This window comes from Corynebacterium sp. ZY180755 (assembly GCF_054331495.1).
This window is the reverse complement of sequence record NZ_CM135811.1, coordinates 720,155-733,610: the sequence shown is the minus strand read 5'-3', so window position 1 is coordinate 733,610 and position 13,456 is coordinate 720,155. Positions and strand designations below refer to the sequence as shown.

At 54.2% G+C, this 13,456-nt stretch carries 29 protein-coding genes; 4 read left to right on the top strand and 25 right to left on the bottom strand.

Features of this window, described 5'->3' with window-relative positions:
* Positions 1–91: 91 nt before the first annotated feature.
* The 24 genes from ACXM2N_RS03405 to ACXM2N_RS03290 all read right to left on the bottom strand — a co-directional run bounded on the left by ACXM2N_RS03405 (position 92) and on the right by ACXM2N_RS03290 (position 10,141).
* Complete coding sequence (locus tag ACXM2N_RS03405) at positions 92–433, bottom strand: hypothetical protein (protein ID WP_458490024.1); 342 nt, start codon at positions 431–433, stop codon at positions 92–94.
* Positions 426–749: a hypothetical protein gene (locus ACXM2N_RS03400; RefSeq protein ID WP_458490022.1), complete on the bottom strand. Its 324-nt coding sequence runs from the start codon at positions 747–749 to the stop codon at positions 426–428. Before ACXM2N_RS03400 ends, ACXM2N_RS03405 begins: the two co-directional genes overlap by 8 nt.
* A complete protein-coding gene (locus ACXM2N_RS03395) occupies positions 746–1,069 on the bottom strand; it encodes a hypothetical protein (RefSeq protein ID WP_458490020.1) in 324 nt (107 codons plus the stop codon). Before ACXM2N_RS03395 ends, ACXM2N_RS03400 begins: the two co-directional genes overlap by 4 nt.
* The gene (locus ACXM2N_RS03390; protein ID WP_458490018.1) at positions 1,066–1,203 is read right to left on the bottom strand and encodes a hypothetical protein; all 138 of its coding nucleotides are present in this window, start codon (positions 1,201–1,203) and stop codon (positions 1,066–1,068) included. The genes ACXM2N_RS03395 and ACXM2N_RS03390 overlap by 4 nt, the downstream gene beginning before the upstream one ends.
* Positions 1,200–1,352 (bottom strand): hypothetical protein, encoded by a 153-nt coding sequence (locus ACXM2N_RS03385; RefSeq protein ID WP_458490016.1) that lies wholly within the window; start codon positions 1,350–1,352, stop codon positions 1,200–1,202. Before ACXM2N_RS03385 ends, ACXM2N_RS03390 begins: the two co-directional genes overlap by 4 nt.
* 428 nt (positions 1,353–1,780) lie before the next feature.
* Positions 1,781–2,026 (bottom strand): hypothetical protein, encoded by a 246-nt coding sequence (locus tag ACXM2N_RS03380; RefSeq protein WP_458490014.1) that lies wholly within the window; start codon positions 2,024–2,026, stop codon positions 1,781–1,783.
* Positions 2,010–2,342, bottom strand: a complete 333-nt coding sequence (locus ACXM2N_RS03375; RefSeq protein WP_458490012.1) for a hypothetical protein — start codon at positions 2,340–2,342, stop codon at positions 2,010–2,012. Before ACXM2N_RS03375 ends, ACXM2N_RS03380 begins: the two co-directional genes overlap by 17 nt.
* A 67-nt stretch (positions 2,343–2,409) precedes the next feature.
* Positions 2,410–2,805, bottom strand: coding sequence for a hypothetical protein (locus tag ACXM2N_RS03370; RefSeq protein ID WP_458490010.1), 396 nt, complete (start codon positions 2,803–2,805; stop codon positions 2,410–2,412).
* Positions 2,802–3,224 carry a dUTP diphosphatase gene (gene dut, locus ACXM2N_RS03365; protein ID WP_458490008.1) on the bottom strand — a complete coding sequence of 141 codons (423 nt, stop codon included), beginning with the start codon at positions 3,222–3,224 and terminating at the stop codon, positions 2,802–2,804. The genes ACXM2N_RS03370 and dut overlap by 4 nt, the downstream gene beginning before the upstream one ends.
* Before the next feature lie 388 nt (positions 3,225–3,612).
* Positions 3,613–3,942, bottom strand: coding sequence for an uL15m family ribosomal protein (locus ACXM2N_RS03360; RefSeq protein ID WP_458490006.1), 330 nt, complete (start codon positions 3,940–3,942; stop codon positions 3,613–3,615).
* 12 nt (positions 3,943–3,954) lie between these two features.
* Complete coding sequence (locus ACXM2N_RS03355) at positions 3,955–4,398, bottom strand: single-stranded DNA-binding protein (protein WP_458490004.1); 444 nt, start codon at positions 4,396–4,398, stop codon at positions 3,955–3,957.
* Positions 4,399–4,471: 73 nt separating this feature from the next.
* Complete coding sequence (locus ACXM2N_RS03350) at positions 4,472–5,023, bottom strand: hypothetical protein (RefSeq protein ID WP_458490002.1); 552 nt, start codon at positions 5,021–5,023, stop codon at positions 4,472–4,474.
* The gene (locus ACXM2N_RS03345; protein WP_458490001.1) at positions 4,998–5,837 is read right to left on the bottom strand and encodes a hypothetical protein; all 840 of its coding nucleotides are present in this window, start codon (positions 5,835–5,837) and stop codon (positions 4,998–5,000) included. The genes ACXM2N_RS03350 and ACXM2N_RS03345 overlap by 26 nt, the downstream gene beginning before the upstream one ends.
* Positions 5,815–6,162: a hypothetical protein gene (locus ACXM2N_RS03340; RefSeq protein WP_458489999.1), complete on the bottom strand. Its 348-nt coding sequence runs from the start codon at positions 6,160–6,162 to the stop codon at positions 5,815–5,817. The genes ACXM2N_RS03345 and ACXM2N_RS03340 overlap by 23 nt, the downstream gene beginning before the upstream one ends.
* Entirely contained in the window at positions 6,162–6,539 is a 378-nt protein-coding gene (locus ACXM2N_RS03335) for a hypothetical protein (RefSeq protein ID WP_458489997.1), read from the bottom strand. The genes ACXM2N_RS03340 and ACXM2N_RS03335 overlap by 1 nt, the downstream gene beginning before the upstream one ends.
* Positions 6,511–7,074: a hypothetical protein gene (locus tag ACXM2N_RS03330; RefSeq protein WP_458489995.1), complete on the bottom strand. Its 564-nt coding sequence runs from the start codon at positions 7,072–7,074 to the stop codon at positions 6,511–6,513. The genes ACXM2N_RS03335 and ACXM2N_RS03330 overlap by 29 nt, the downstream gene beginning before the upstream one ends.
* Positions 7,074–7,625 carry a hypothetical protein gene (locus ACXM2N_RS03325; RefSeq protein WP_458489993.1) on the bottom strand — a complete coding sequence of 184 codons (552 nt, stop codon included), beginning with the start codon at positions 7,623–7,625 and terminating at the stop codon, positions 7,074–7,076. The genes ACXM2N_RS03330 and ACXM2N_RS03325 overlap by 1 nt, the downstream gene beginning before the upstream one ends.
* Positions 7,626–7,627: 2 nt before the next feature.
* Positions 7,628–7,786, bottom strand: a complete 159-nt coding sequence (locus tag ACXM2N_RS03320) for a hypothetical protein (protein ID WP_458489991.1) — start codon at positions 7,784–7,786, stop codon at positions 7,628–7,630.
* Positions 7,783–7,986 carry a hypothetical protein gene (locus ACXM2N_RS03315; protein ID WP_458489989.1) on the bottom strand — a complete coding sequence of 68 codons (204 nt, stop codon included), beginning with the start codon at positions 7,984–7,986 and terminating at the stop codon, positions 7,783–7,785. The genes ACXM2N_RS03320 and ACXM2N_RS03315 overlap by 4 nt, the downstream gene beginning before the upstream one ends.
* Positions 7,976–8,200: a hypothetical protein gene (locus ACXM2N_RS03310; protein ID WP_458489987.1), complete on the bottom strand. Its 225-nt coding sequence runs from the start codon at positions 8,198–8,200 to the stop codon at positions 7,976–7,978. Before ACXM2N_RS03310 ends, ACXM2N_RS03315 begins: the two co-directional genes overlap by 11 nt.
* Positions 8,185–8,367 carry a hypothetical protein gene (locus tag ACXM2N_RS03305; protein ID WP_458489985.1) on the bottom strand — a complete coding sequence of 61 codons (183 nt, stop codon included), beginning with the start codon at positions 8,365–8,367 and terminating at the stop codon, positions 8,185–8,187. The genes ACXM2N_RS03310 and ACXM2N_RS03305 overlap by 16 nt, the downstream gene beginning before the upstream one ends.
* A complete protein-coding gene (locus tag ACXM2N_RS03300; RefSeq protein WP_458489983.1) occupies positions 8,364–8,543 on the bottom strand; it encodes an excisionase family DNA-binding protein in 180 nt (59 codons plus the stop codon). Before ACXM2N_RS03300 ends, ACXM2N_RS03305 begins: the two co-directional genes overlap by 4 nt.
* A 91-nt stretch (positions 8,544–8,634) precedes the next feature.
* Positions 8,635–9,111: a hypothetical protein gene (locus tag ACXM2N_RS03295; RefSeq protein ID WP_458489981.1), complete on the bottom strand. Its 477-nt coding sequence runs from the start codon at positions 9,109–9,111 to the stop codon at positions 8,635–8,637.
* 811 nt (positions 9,112–9,922) lie between these two features.
* Positions 9,923–10,141, bottom strand: coding sequence for an XRE family transcriptional regulator (locus ACXM2N_RS03290; RefSeq protein WP_458489979.1), 219 nt, complete (start codon positions 10,139–10,141; stop codon positions 9,923–9,925).
* A 156-nt stretch (positions 10,142–10,297) separates the two neighbouring features.
* On the opposite strand from ACXM2N_RS03290, the gene ACXM2N_RS03285 reads away from it, so the two are divergent.
* The 4 genes from ACXM2N_RS03285 (at position 10,298) to ACXM2N_RS03270 (ending at position 12,986) form a co-directional block, all read left to right on the top strand.
* Positions 10,298–10,780, top strand: a complete 483-nt coding sequence (locus tag ACXM2N_RS03285; RefSeq protein WP_458489977.1) for a hypothetical protein — start codon at positions 10,298–10,300, stop codon at positions 10,778–10,780.
* Positions 10,692–11,153 carry an ImmA/IrrE family metallo-endopeptidase gene (locus tag ACXM2N_RS03280; protein ID WP_458489975.1) on the top strand — a complete coding sequence of 154 codons (462 nt, stop codon included), beginning with the start codon at positions 10,692–10,694 and terminating at the stop codon, positions 11,151–11,153. Before ACXM2N_RS03285 ends, ACXM2N_RS03280 begins: the two co-directional genes overlap by 89 nt.
* Positions 11,150–11,761 (top strand): hypothetical protein, encoded by a 612-nt coding sequence (locus ACXM2N_RS03275; RefSeq protein WP_458489973.1) that lies wholly within the window; start codon positions 11,150–11,152, stop codon positions 11,759–11,761. The genes ACXM2N_RS03280 and ACXM2N_RS03275 overlap by 4 nt, the downstream gene beginning before the upstream one ends.
* Positions 11,762–11,876: 115 nt before the next feature.
* Positions 11,877–12,986, top strand: coding sequence for a tyrosine-type recombinase/integrase (locus tag ACXM2N_RS03270; protein ID WP_458489971.1), 1,110 nt, complete (start codon positions 11,877–11,879; stop codon positions 12,984–12,986).
* Positions 12,987–13,136: 150 nt separating this feature from the next.
* Here the strand turns inward: ACXM2N_RS03270 and ACXM2N_RS03265 are convergent, their stop codons facing one another.
* Positions 13,137–13,445 carry a hypothetical protein gene (locus tag ACXM2N_RS03265; RefSeq protein WP_458489969.1) on the bottom strand — a complete coding sequence of 103 codons (309 nt, stop codon included), beginning with the start codon at positions 13,443–13,445 and terminating at the stop codon, positions 13,137–13,139.
* Between the last annotated feature and the right edge of the window lie 11 nt (positions 13,446–13,456).

Below are 13,456 nucleotides of genomic sequence, written 5' to 3'. Positions count from 1 at the left end.
CGTAAACTGTTCGCCCGTTGATCCTGACTTCTTTTGGGCTTATAAAAATGCTGGTTTTTAGCGGGTTACCCATTGGTTGTGCCTCGTGCTGTTATTTCAGACCCTCCTCTTTGAGAAGTTGGTCGATGATCTCTTGCTCTTGCTGGTATTTATCCCAGTGAAGCTTGTCTATGGAACGCCTGTAGACGTTGTATTCCTGAGCCGTGTCACAGATAAGCACGCCTGTGAGAGCGCCTATCGGGAGGCTTGCAAAGTAGGTGACAATGCCTAGCGCCACACTGTCGTCAGCCGACCAGTGCAGTGCATACCTGGTCCCCCACGGCGCGGCTAGTAGTAGCAGCACAATCAGTGTGAGAGCTGTTGACCCTGCTGCTTTTAGGCGTGCCATTCGCCGTTTTTCCATTACATGCGGGGGCAGGGGTGCTTTACTCATGGGCCTGTACCTCGGCATGGTCGGCTGCTGCGAGGAGTATGCGGGCGAGCTGCCTAGCTTCTGCTGGAATAAGGTAGCGCCCCCTGCCGGCTCTGAGTTCCACCACTGGGCCGCCTTCGTCGTGCCAGGTGTCCACGGCCGCTTTGCCGATAATCGCCCAGCTAGCATCGCCGTTTGCGCGTTTATCGTCAGGTTCCGGCAGGTCTGGTGCGAGTAGTCCGTATTGGTGAAGTTGTTTTACGAGTTCTCTTGGGGCTTCGTCCACTTCTGCGATGTGGTAAGCGAGGTCAAGGGCGCGCTGGTAGTTGCTGATCATGATGGCTCCTTTTCTGCCCACTGGGCTGCTGCGAGGAGGGCGTAGGCGAGTTGCTTAGCTTCTGTTGGGGTGAGGTCGTAGGCAATGCCAGCAGTGATGATGGACTCGTCTGAGTCTGAGTCGTAGTGGGATTCGACCGAGGTGATTTCACTGTCTAGCCAGCAGGCTCCGCCGTCCTTGTACTCGAGCACTGGTTTTGGCAGGTCTGGTGCAAGCAAGCCTGCGTCATCAAGAATCCTTGCGATCTCCAGCTGTCTGTAGCTCGGGCAGTCGCTTAGTTCTCGGCCGATCAGATCCGCTGCTTTGAATACGGTACTCATTGCTCACCTCCGCATGCCCAGATTCCGTGCGCTTCGTACCACTGCCAGTTGGCACCGTGGGGGCATTCCTGTGGACTGATCACGCCGGTGATCAGGTTGAAAATAAGCATGATCGTGGTGATTGTGCTGTTCATGAGATTTCTTTCTCCTCTTTGAGGATTGGGCGGCCGTTGCGGATACAGGCAGCGCGGTATCGGTCTGCCGCGTCGTAGTCGGTGAATTCGCGGGTGCGTTCTATGGTTTCACCGGCGGGTGTTGTGGTTTGTACGGTTATGCGAATCATTTTTCAGCCCTTACGGAATATGCGGCTGCTAGTGCACCACTGATTAGCAGAAGTGTGAGATATGCCTGTTTGAGGGGGCTAGCGTCAGGGGCAAGGTGGCGTACCGCTGCGGAGAAGAAGAATCCCATTACTAGCAAGTAAATTAAATCCGATTTGGTCATTAGTGGTCTCCTAGTGGTATTGCGCTTCTAACTGTTTGAGCAGCTGCTTTCCGTAATCGTTGAACCTTGGTCGGTTAGTCCTGCGCGCTTTAGCCTCCCATTCCTCCCATACGAACATGCTTTCGGGATACGGCATGGTGCTGATGTCAGGCGGTGTGATGTAGTGCGTGCGGTCTATGCACTTGGAGATCAGCGGATCGTGGTAGGCGCTTCTGGGGATTGATTGCCCGCGCGATAAGCGCCGGAGGGCTTTGCGTTGTGATCTGGTTAGCTCCATGGGTTGTCTCCTAGTGGTGTGAGTAGGTGGGCTGGTACCCATCGTTCTTCTCGGATGAGGACGCGCTCGTTTGTGCCTGCGAGCATGGTGACTGGTGGTCTACCGGCGCCTGGGAATGTGGCGAGCTGGCCGGTGTAGTGGTCGTGCCAGCCGGTTCCTGCGACGGTGCGAGCGTGATCTTCCTTGATTTCTTCTTGGTAGAGGATGTTTTCTTTGCGCTTATCGTCTGAGTCCATTCATCTTCTCCGAAAGGTCGCGGGCAAGGCGTTGCCCGAAGTCAGTGAGCCGGTAGCCGCGCGCTTTTACCGCAAGACCGTGATGCCGAAGGTGATGCAAGATCGCCGGGTCTGTTGTCCACTCCCCTGTTTCGTAGATTTTGATGAGCGCGGTTTTAGCGCCACGGCTCAAATGCATGCGGGCGTAGTACTCGGGGCTTTTATTCGCGTTACCAGACAGGTACTCGGCGTAGTCTGCTATCAGATTTTCTCGGTAGCTCATCGTGCCCTCCGCAGCCCATTGATCATGGAATGCGCAGTGGTGAACGTGTCGCACCACAGGCACAGGCCGGTGGTCTGGTTAGTGGCTGTCCACAGGCCGTCGATTTTCTTCACACGCCACCTCATGCCGCTTGTGCCCTAACTTGCCGTTTACGCAGCGCAAAAGCCGTCAGGGTCTTGTACTCGACCTTGATCGGGTTATCAGGGATTTCGTCGGTGAGGTATTTCAGCACCACGTCTTTCACTCCGATCGCTTGTCCTACGGATACGCAGGCCACGTTGATTTCTTGGCCGTCACTCACCACCCACGGCAAAAGCTCATCACCGGTCTTGCGGATGGACAAGCGGATTTCCTCAGCCCGGAGAGGATCCTTAGGGCGCTCCTTCGACTTGCGCCCATGTGATCTTCTGCAGGCTTTACAACGGCGCTCATAGCCGCCGGCGTGGCAGGTGCTTCGGTAAAACTCGGTAATTGGCTTGAGTTGCCTGCAGGTGCTGCATAGGCGTGGTGAGATCATTTGCCGGTGCTCCCGAATCCGCCAGCGCCACGTTCCGTGGGTGGTAGTTCGTCTACGATCTCCACATCAGGAAGCTCAATCTTCTCCACGATCAGCTGGGCGATCTTGTCACCAGCGCTTACCAACTGGGAAATACGACCACGATTCTGTACAGCTGCTTTGATCTCACCCCTGTAGGCTGAATCAATGATTCCCACGTCGTTGGCTAACCCAAGATTCTTGTTCGCTCCCAGGCTGGAGCGGATATGCAGCTTCCCGACGTAGCCGACTGGGATTGCTGTGCGAACGCCGGTGCCGATGAGGACGTTCTCGTGTGGGTCGATGCGGATTGTTTCAGTTGCGTACAGGTCTAATCCGGCGTCGGTGGCGTGGGCGCGGGTCGGCACTCGCCCGCTGTCAACAATGATTGGTAGTTTCATGGTTATCGCTTTCTAGTGAAAGAAACACCCTGACCAGTGCGTTTGCTAGCTCGATGGTCAGGGTGTCGTATTTGTATTTCCGGCAGAGTCTCACGACTTCTCGTCGCGCCTCATAATCAGTCACATGTGGTCTCCCAGTCTTTTTCTGTGAGCCTTAGCGCGCGGGCTTCGTCAATGCGGCGTTGAACGGTGTACTTCAAGCAGGGGTTTCTCAGGGCGGCTTGGAGTCGCCAAATCGCTGTTTGTTGCCGAAAACAGTAACGGCGGTTGGTGCTGACAACGCCGTGGTTAATCCTGCGGATACACGCGTTAGGCTCCACCACACCGCAGCGCTCACATTCCACGGGTATGAGCTGCGGGTCGTCAAACAGGGCGAGTTGCTCCCAGCTCATTCATCTTCCTCAGCCACAGCCATGAGGCACAGCACCGTGTAATCCCTCACGAAACAGCGGAATTCATACTCATCCCAAGGAGCCATACCCGCGTTAATGCGCCCACGAAGATTCCCAGCGCGGGTGCGCCACTGCTTCAAAGTCGGCTCACCTTCAATTCGGCCTGCGTCGCAAATGTCTCTAACATCAACGCTCACCCACTCCCCGGCGTTATTCACCGCCGCGTCAATCCACTTTTGAGCCTTCTCCAGATTGATTCTGGTGAACGGGTTCCGGGCGCGGTTGAAAGCCTTTTTAGGGAGTTCCTCATGAATCAGAATTTCCATGCTGTCTCCTGCTTAGAACGGTGGCTGCTCATCGCCAGCTGGTGGCTGCATTGGGGCTGAATTCCACACGTCCGGCTGCGCTGACTGTTGGGTGGGCTGCGAATAATGCTGCTGCTGTCGCTGGGCACGTGGAAGAACCGGGTAAACACTGCCCTTGATTGACCAATCATCCTTAGGGCCGTTTTGCGACTGCCATTCGAAATGATCAATCGTGCCAACAATGTTTACGCGGTCGCCAGGTTGGATTGCTGCGACAACATCTTGGGCTTCGAAACCGAACACTCGGACAGTGACGAACTTCGTTGGGCCGTATTCAGTCTGACCGGCTTTATCCTTGCGAGAACTAGACCACATGACTGTGAGTTGGGCGTAATCCTTGCCTGTGGAAGCTTGCTTGATTTCCGCGCCTTTGTCGGTGACTTTCGCGCCGAAAATCTGAATTTGATCAAATGCCATTGTGTGTATCCTCCTAAAGATACGAAAAACACCGCCCAGCTTTTGCTGTGACGGCCTGAAATAAGGTTTGTGACTAGTTGTGCCACTTTGCAACATAAGTCGCTCTATGGTGCTGTAAATGCTTTTCTCGCGATTCGATACGCTCCCGTCCCTCCGGAGTCCTCGCATAAGCGTCAGCAAGACGCTTCGCATGAGGAATCTTGCAATCCTGCTCACCATCCGCACAGAACTCACCAGCCGGCGCGCCACAATGGAAGCACCGCAAACCGATCGCGTTGTTATGCTCGTAAGCCTCAATGATTGGATCACCATGAATCCCGGACTTGGTTCCCCCACCAGCCGTGATCTCACGCACCGCGTCACCCCTGTGAGCAATCCGGCGGGCTTCCTTCGCCTCAGCCAAGATCGCCCCAATCGGATTAAACGGCCGATCCGGCAGGGAATAGGCTCTACGCACCCCTTCAGCCAACTCCTGCTGCGTAAGACTTGTCTCACCAATCTGGAAAGCCCACGCCTGAATTTTCTGGCGAGTAGCCTGCGGGTCAAGATTCCTGAAACGATCATCGTATTCAGCAGCCAACGCGAGCACGTCCGACGCTTTAGCCAATTGCTCGTTGGTCACCATCCACGCTCCTTAAGGCTTGCGAGAATTCGAGGAAGCTATTGCTGTTACGCCTTGCGGGTTCAGTGATGTCATCCTCCCAGCCGTCAGCCCTAAGCCACGACGCTGGGTACGGAATGTATTGGAGGTCTTTCCCCTGCGATTCCCACGCCTCCACAATCCTCTCAGTCTTAGACATCAACTCATCAAACCCAACGCGCTTCAACGCCGCGTTGAAAGCCTTGAGCGCATCGCCCTTAGATTTCTTCCGTGGCCACATCGCGTACCAATCTTCGAAGCGTCGCGGGTAGGTGTTTTTCTCACGCGCTTCCGGAGGATGCGCAATAGAAATACTGTTCCCTGTTCCCCTGTTCCCCTGTTCCCCTGTTCCAGTGCCTGAACTTCCTTGACTAGCGTAGGAAATTCCTAGTATTTCCTCGGAACTTCCTACACTTTTAGAAACCCACTGGTCAGTAACTATTTTTCCCTGATCTGGGGTAGGAAATTTGCCCTTAGCTTTACGCTCAGTCCGTTGATGCTTCTCCCATCCAGGAATCGCGTAAAACAGCCGTCTTTCCGCCTCGAAAATGACCAGACCAAAGCAGGAAACAACTTCCTTCGCTACGTCGCGGAACTTCCTAGATTTTCCTCCGCTAAGTTCTTCAACATCATCATTCGGGAAAACAAACCCCTCAAGCTCCTTGAGATTGAACGTCCCTATACCGTAATCGTCCGCCCAATTCCACATCGCAATATAAGTCAATCGAGCTACTGCGGAAGCTCTTGCCACGTCTGGGCTTGACCAAAATTCTGGTTTAATCGTCCGAATCCTCGGCATCTAAAATCACCTCCTCTACTCCACCTTCATCACCCAAAAAAGAAAGCCTGCCCCTGTAGCTCACAGCCACCCGGTCAGGCTCATAATTCATCTTCACCAACCAGCCCTGCCCATACGCGTCAGCAGGGTGGGCGTGAACATACTGGTGGCACTCCATACACACCAACACCATGTTGCTCACGCGGTGCTCACGACCACTGATCTTCCTATGGTGCAGGTGCACCCCCATGCCCGTACACACACCAGGGATCATGAACTCGCACATCGTTTGCGCGCGGGCAAGAACTCGTGCAGCAACCTTCTCAGGAACACGTTCCTTAGCCACTAGAACTCACCACGACCAGCGACACCATAAGCCTGCCTAATACTCGCCGAAATAGACTGCATAGCACTCAACTCAAGCTCTAAAGCTCTCCGCAAACGGTCAGCATGCTTGTACGCCTGATCAGCGAGGTCACGTTCCTCACGAGCAGGCATAGACTCCAACTTGGCAGCCATCTCCCGATCTTTAATACTTCCTTCTGCTGTGAGAAATGCTGTCGCGTACTCGCGATCGAAATGCCGATCGGCTTCCAGAAACTCCCCGTAACGCTTCGACACCACAGAAATACCCTTGGCGATACGATTAGTCAGCTCACGGATAGAAGCCTCAACTTCCACCGGGTTCAGTGGCCTAATCTCCTCCATCAACCACTTCACCACCTAGAACGTCCTCCACGACTTGCTCTGCGGCCTTCTGCATGCGCTTAACCATGTTGCTCGCAATTAAAGCTAGTTCGCGGTCATTCTGCTTTGAGTAGTAGTCGAGCGCTTTGCGCAGCACCTCAATGTCACCGGCTTTTTCCGCCTCAAGCATCTTCTGAGACTGCGTTTTGACGTACTCCGTGCGCTGCTCCGCCCGCTGAACCTTAGCCATCTCCTCGCGCGTCACACGAAGATTGCCATGATAATTTAGGTTCGCCAGTGCACGGCCAATCGCAGAAGTCTCACAATTCTCAAGGGCACTCGTATTATTCGCCATGCCAGTACCATCAACCTCAAAAGCGTAGCCAGTGGAATCCGGGCGATCATATCCCTTTTCACGCCACACACTCGCCTTCACCGTCCACCGCGACTGCCCAATTTCACCAGCCACTTCCACCAGCTCAGTGAGAATATCCGAGTCCGGCCAGTCCTGCTTAAACCGGCGGATACGAGCCTCAACAGGCTCATAATCATTCAGGTTAAACCTGCCCATCAGTCATCCCCTGCCTCTAACTCCAACAGCGCCGTATGCTGCTGAACCTGATACTCAATCGCCCTTTTCGCCAAAGCATTCCGGGCTGGTGTCACGCGCAAACTCGGCTCACTCGCCTGCTTAATCTCCCAACCAACAGGCAGCTTGCCCGTCACCTGCCACTGCTCCAGCACCTCCTGCTCAATCTCTTTCCGATCATCAGTACTAATCGACTGGGACAGTAACGCCGGCGCGTGCTCAAAAATCAGATTCAAGCACTTCTGCAAATCCTCTGGGTCAGCAGGTAAGCCGTCGATAATCTCCATGCCACGCTCATCAGCCATGGCCATCAGAATCGCATCATCCGTGCACACAGCGCGCATATTAGGCGCGGTCATCGACACGCTACCCAGCTCCACGCCCTGCGCATTCTTCACAGCCTTCTTATCACCAGCTTCAAAAGCCTTAGTAACCTCAGCTTTGAAAGCTTTATGCTTCGCGTTCAGAACTTTCAAAACAGCAGCCTGCAAAACCAGCTTCTCAAAATCCCCGGCGCGTTCAATCTCACTCATACCTAGTCTCCAAAATCCTCGTAAATGCGCAGCGCTTCCTCAGCGCCCGCAATCTTGCCGTCAATGTAATTCGCGTATTTAGCGTCCTCGTGACAGTGCGCGTCGTATTCGACTTGCAACCGCATGATCAGCTCTTCCAACTCATCAACAAACCGACTCATACCAGCCCCCTGATTGGTGGCTCCGGCACGTCAATGCCCTCGTCAGCGAGGTTCTGCGCAATCGATTTACGCGATCGCAGCCGCTCCATGCACATGGAGTAGGCCCTCGTGGTGCGCTCACCTTGAATCAGCTCTGTGATCTCACGGTCAAGGCGCTCAATGTCGCGTAGCCAATACTGAATCTTCAATTCATTCGCCATAGTCGGCCTCAATCTGCTTCAAAAGCTCCCTGCCTTGCTTACTGAGACCTGGGAGCAACGGTCGCAGCTCGTAGTCGTCTACGACGTCGAAGGCTTTGTTCACGACGTTGACTATGTCGTGTGGGAATTCGCCCTCATCAAAATCAAGGTCAGATACCAGCTCAGCGGTCGCGGCGTACCAATTCAGGAATCTTTGGCTCAGTACGGAATACAATTCAGCTCACCTACCCATGCTGGTTCGATGGTGAGCCATGCCCACAGGAAGCAGCCCACGATGATGCCCACGGCAAAGGCTGCCCATGCGAGGCGGATTCGCTTTTCTGCGGTGGTCTGCCAGTACTCCAGCTCGCGTAGTTCTGGTGTGGATAGTGGTGTGGTCATGCTGCAGCTCCCATGAGGTAGTCGTCGAGCCATGCTTTTTGGGTGCGCCAAGGCTTGGCGTCTTTGGGTTTCTCAGCGCGAATCTCGCCCCTCCGGTATTTCTCGCGCAGAGTATCGGGGTGCATACCGAGGTAATTTGCTGCTTCTTTCGTGAGCAGCCACCGTGTATCATCCATGGTGATCTCCTTTTTTTTAGATCAATGAAGCCCCTGAGCTATGGCGGTAGCTCAGGGGCATTAGTGGGTAAAAAATGTGTGGTGGGTGTGTTTATCGGGGTGTGACGCCATGCTCTTCACAAATCCGCAGGTAAATCTTCAGCGCGTCATCTTTAAGTACATGTGAGTACCAAATCAGTGGCGTGGGCTCGTCCAACCAATTTTCGCGGTAAAAAATCGGTGTATATTCCCCGGTGGTATAGACAAGATCATGGAAGCTGACTGTCTCACCGCGGTGATCCACGATCTCGTCGGGGGCGTCGAGCATTTCTTGTTTTGCTTCCTCGACCGTCTTGTCGAACTTTTGTGCGAACTCTTCCCATGTCTCCTGGTAGTAGTAGTCGAGGTATTTTTTCTCGTCTTTACTGGGGCTCGTTTTCAGCCCGGCGTCTCCACGGTAGAAGATTTGTGCGCCTCGCTGGAGTTTTCGTAGTGCCTCAATTTCGAGACAGCAGATAGGATTACGCTCGACGTACTTGTTGAAATCGCGGATAGGATCAGACTCGTCATAATGCTCGAAAATGCCCATGATTGGCTCCTTATTCTTTTTGGGATGGGGGGGCGTGCCTGCTGCGTGCAACGGCTATAAGTGCAGGTTACCCCTTGGTGGCTTGCGGGGGAATCGAACCCCCTTAAGACCAAACCCCAGCCCCAGCTGCTGGGCATCGGCACCAGCCGATCAGACAAGCCCTGTGCTGGTGAGGAAGGGCGTAATTATTACCAACTGATATGGAAAAATCTCCCTCACCAGCGTCGGCCTAAAGGCCAGCAAACGTAATCATAAAAATGGTTTACATTTCATGAGTGGGGATCAGTCTCTACCTGCCGACGCGAGCCGACGTTCCAGCGTCCCCAAAAATGGGGCATGTACCTGCCTGACCCCCAAGTTTTCCGACAAAAGGAAATGTGAGTTTCTACCCGTTCTGGTCGGAAATAGTGAGCAAAAAAGGGTGCTACCTCACAACACTATTGTGGTTCCAACGTCCCGTTTAACGCCTGAAGAAACGGGCAAGTACACCCCAGTTTACTCACCGTGCCGGATGGGGACTTGCACCCCACGAGTGGCTACTTACCGGCATGTGTTTTTAGTGCCCATTTACGCGGTGTTGCCTCACCCTTGACCCGCTACGGTGGTTAGGTGGTTTCTGCCTGTCGGCACCAGTGGTCATGGCCTTCTAAGACACCGGCTCGCACTAGTAAGTAGTCCCGCTAGGACACTTCCCCGTCTACCGTTCTACGACGGGGTTGGTCTCTCTATTGAGTTCACATACAACATTGGGCGTTAGCCCTCGTGCCTGCCGAGGCCTCGAACCTCGGAGGTTTCCAACCAGGCTCCTGAATCAGGCGGCTACGTCTTGAGGTTCGTAGATCAGGATTCGATCAGGGCGAGCACCTAGAGTCGCTAGTGCTTGCAAAACCTTGGGTGTGGGAGTCCTGTATTTCAGGGCTTCGCTCCATGTCTTGCGGTTTACCCCTGTGATTTCGGCTAGATCGACAACCCCGTCAATCCGATTGATTCGCTTAATGCGGTCAATCTCATCGAGTGAGAGTAAAAACATTCCCTATCTCCTTGGGTTTATTGGGTTGATGTGTATTAGATTACTCACCCTTTAGGGAGAGTCAAGCCTTGCTACACACATGGGGGTATTCAATTTCTCTTTTTCCTGCTACCCCCATACTTGATGAGAAGTTTTTTACCCATTAGAATGAATTTCATGGACATTAAGCAATGGTTCGCGCAGCAAGTCGGAAGCCCAATCACCGACCAGGAAGTCGCTGGAATTCTGAAAGTCACGCGCAAAACAGCCAACAAGCGAATAAACGGAGCACTCACCGCAGATGACGTTCTTAAGCTCAGTGAGGCATGGGAAATCAACCCAGTTCAAGCACTCCAAGAACTCGGATTCGTAAGAATTGAGGATGTTTACGACTTCTTCGAAGGCGACGGCACCACCTTGGCAGCAGCTACCACCGCTCAACTTGTAAAGCGATTAGCGGAAGAAGAAATGTCACTTACGGAACTTGTCTCCATGGGCGCAGTAGCGAAAGCAAAGCTCGACACCATGAACGAGCTGCAGGCGCGTAGGCGTTCGAAAGCTCCACGCGAGGATGTCCCACTCGATTTGTATATTGACCAAGCCGCAGCAAATCACGCCCCAGAGGAGCAGGAAGGAGACCCAGGCGATTACGAAGCTTAACGACCTACTCGGCCTAGCAGAAGCCCTTGGCCTGCACGTCCAATACCACGCAGGCAGGGGCACCGGCTACTACCTCCACCATGTGAAGGTCATCTCACTCAGGGACGACCTGACAGACCGGCAGCTAGTCTCAACGTTGGCTCACGAAATCGGCCATGCCATCCGCGGGGACGTGCCCACCGGCACCGTGTTCGACGCCCGCGCGGAACGCGCAGCCGACCACTTCGCAGCCACCTATTTGATCAGCCCCGTGGAGTACGCCTTAGCGGAGGAAATCCACGGCACCGCCCTCGACGCCCTCGCCAACGAGCTAGGCGTCACCACATACCTCCTAGAGGTGTGGAGAACACTCAACGAAAGGATCACAACATGAAGAAACTCATCACACCACTAGCCGTAAGCACACTCCTACTAACAGGATGCGGCGAAACCAGCGAACCTGAAGCCGCCAACGAAGCAACCACACAGGCGGAATCCACCACCCAGCAAGAAGGCAACACGGTTCCAGCAGGCCGGGAACTAGATCCAGAAACAGAGACAAAAGGTGAGGTAGGCAAACGTCACGGCACCATGTGTAACGAAGATCAAGAATGTGAAGTCTTTTTCACCATCGACGCTCTTGAGAAGCTAGACACGTGCGATGAAACTTCACTCGATCCACAAGCCCCCGGCACTTACCTAGTGCGTATGGACTCCACAGTCTCCGCGCCAGCAGAGAACGCGGGCATTTTCGACGATATGGATGCTGCTTCATTCATGTTTGCAGCCCAGTGGTCTGTTCTTGACAAGGATGGCGTCAACCGCGACTTACTACAGAGTCAGTCGTGTCTAGTTGAGGACATGAGCACTAAACCGTGGTGGGTTGATCTTCGGACTGGAGATACAGAGAAGTTCGTTACTCACCTTGACATTCCAGAAGGTGCTCAGGAACTTCGATTGACTGCATTTGGCTTCCGGTGGGTGTTTGATCTACCGGCTTAAGGCATAAAAATTTCACCCCGCTGGGTGTTCTTGGCGGAAAACCAGCGGGGTGAATCGTAGATAACGCTCACATCACAGGGTGAGTGGTGGGCGTGTACGCAAAGGATATTTTAGCATGGCAAGCATTAGAAAATATGCGACTGCGAAGGGCACGGCGTGGCGTGTGCAGTACCGTAGTCCCGATGGGCGGTCACGCACAAAACAGGGCTTCCGCACCAAAAACGAGGCGCAGGCTTGGGCGGAGAAAAACGCCACCGCAGTACGCGAGGGTGATTGGATCGACCCGAACGCAGGGCGGGTGAAGATATCCACGCTATGGCCTGTGTGGAAAGCGTCTCAGCACCACCTCGCCGAATCGTCGCTGATGGCGCTCACCTCGTCGTGGGATACTCATGTCAAACCCCGCTGGGGCGCTGTGTCTATTTCGAGCATCAAACCTCTGGATGTTCAGCGCTGGGTGAATGGCCTGGTGGAAGCTGGTAAATCCCCTACTGTTGTGCAGCGTGCTTTTCATCTGCTGTCGAATCTGTGTGTCATGGCCGTGCGTGATGGTCTGCTGCGCCGTAATCCGTGTGATGGTATCCGGCTTCCATCGAAGTCTCGGGCGAAGCTCACGACGCTCACGCCCCAGCAGGTTGAGCTGCTGATTCGAACTACTAGCCGCTATCAATCTCTTGTGGTGTTTTTGGCCTACACCGGGGCGCGGTGGGGTGAAGCCGCGGCGCTCACCGTAGGTGACGTGGAGCTAGAGCGTGGGCGCGCGATGATTAGCAAGTCCGTGGTAAAGACCGAGTCGGGACTTGTCATTGGTGAGGTGAAAAATCGTAAGGCGCGTGTGATTGCCTTGCCTCCGATTGTGGTCGATGCGCTGCGGGATGTGGTGCGAGGAAAACTGCCGTCCGCTTTGCTGTGGACAAACCAGCGGGGCGGTTTTGTCACCACCCCTTCTAAGCGGTCGTGGTGGCATACCGCGATACGCGAGTGTCAGGCGGCGGATGTGACTTTCCCGAGTGTTACGCCGCATGATTTGAGGCATGCTGCAGCGTCGATTCTGATTAGTGCCGGGGCGTCGGTGCTTGTAGTGCAGCGGCAGTTGGGGCATTCGTCGGCTAAAGTCACGCTGGATAAGTATTCGCACTTGTTTGAGGACGATTTAGACGCGGTGGCTGCTGCTGTTTCTACTGTCGTGGGATTGTCGTGGAAGTCGCTTAAATCTGCTGGTTGATGCTGGTAGGTGGGGTTTTGTCGGAGGTTCGATTCCTCTCTGGGGCGCATTTGTCACCAGTCGGGTCATACTTGACAGTATGAGTCGGGACATGATGGACAAACCGGCGGGTTCAGATTTTTGTTCTGAACCCGCCGGTTTATTGTTTGTCTAGGACTCTTGGCGCTTTATTGGTTTTTGGTAGTCGCGGGAGATATCGATGATGTGTTCTGCGATGATTTCGCCGGTGTCCTTTAGGGCTGTGGTGATGTACTTGTCGGTGATCACCATGGTGACTTCCTGTCCCGCGTAGCCGCGTCCGATGCCTAGGTGGAATAGTTTTCCTGCGTATCGGATGGTTACGCGGCCTGCTTTATCCACCCGATCATTTCGGGTACACCATTCGGATCGTAACGCTTGAGCAGGGTTGTAGACCCATTCGCGTGAGACCTTGAATAGCTTGGCGACATCGCTGGACACCCTCCTTCCAC